The organism is Nonomuraea sp. NPDC048916 (assembly GCF_040649575.1).
Lineage (GTDB): Bacteria > Actinomycetota > Actinomycetes > Streptosporangiales > Streptosporangiaceae > Nonomuraea.
Window position 1 is genome coordinate 1 of record NZ_JBEZFS010000154.1, and the last position, 679, is coordinate 679.

At 57.1% G+C, this 679-nt stretch carries 1 rRNA gene; it reads right to left on the minus strand.

Annotation, left to right across the window (positions count from 1 at the left end):
* Positions 1-9: 9 nt before the first annotated feature.
* Positions 10-679, minus strand: a 23S ribosomal RNA gene (locus AB0C16_RS40190); the annotation flags it as partial.

Sequence of the window (679 nt, forward strand, 5' to 3'; positions counted from 1 at the left end):
CGAGCAACTGAGGACAAGCCCTCGGCCTATTAGTACCAGTCAGCTCCACCCGTTACCGGGCTTCCACATCTGGCCTATCAACCCAGTCGTCTACTGGGAGCCTTAACCCCTCAAAGGAGGTGGGAATACTCATCTCGAAGCAGGCTTCCCGCTTAGATGCTTTCAGCGGTTATCCTTTCCGAACGTAGCCAACCAGCCATGCCCTTGGCAGGACAACTGGCACACCAGAGGTTCGTCCGTCCCGGTCCTCTCGTACTAGGGACAGCCCTTCTCAATATTCCTACGCGCACAGCGGATAGGGACCGAACTGTCTCACGACGTTCTAAACCCAGCTCGCGTACCGCTTTAATGGGCGAACAGCCCAACCCTTGGGACCGACTCCAGCCCCAGGATGCGACGAGCCGACATCGAGGTGCCAAACCATCCCGTCGATATGGACTCTTGGGGAAGATCAGCCTGTTATCCCCGGGGTACCTTTTATCCGTTGAGCGACAGCGCTTCCACAAGCCACCGCCGGATCACTAGTCCCGACTTTCGTCCCTGCTCGACCCGTCGGTCTCACAGTCAAGCTCCCTTGTGCACTTACACTCAACACCTGATTACCAACCAGGCTGAGGGAACCTTTGGGCGCCTCCGTTACTCTTTAGGAGGCAACCGCCCCAGTTAAACTACCCATCAG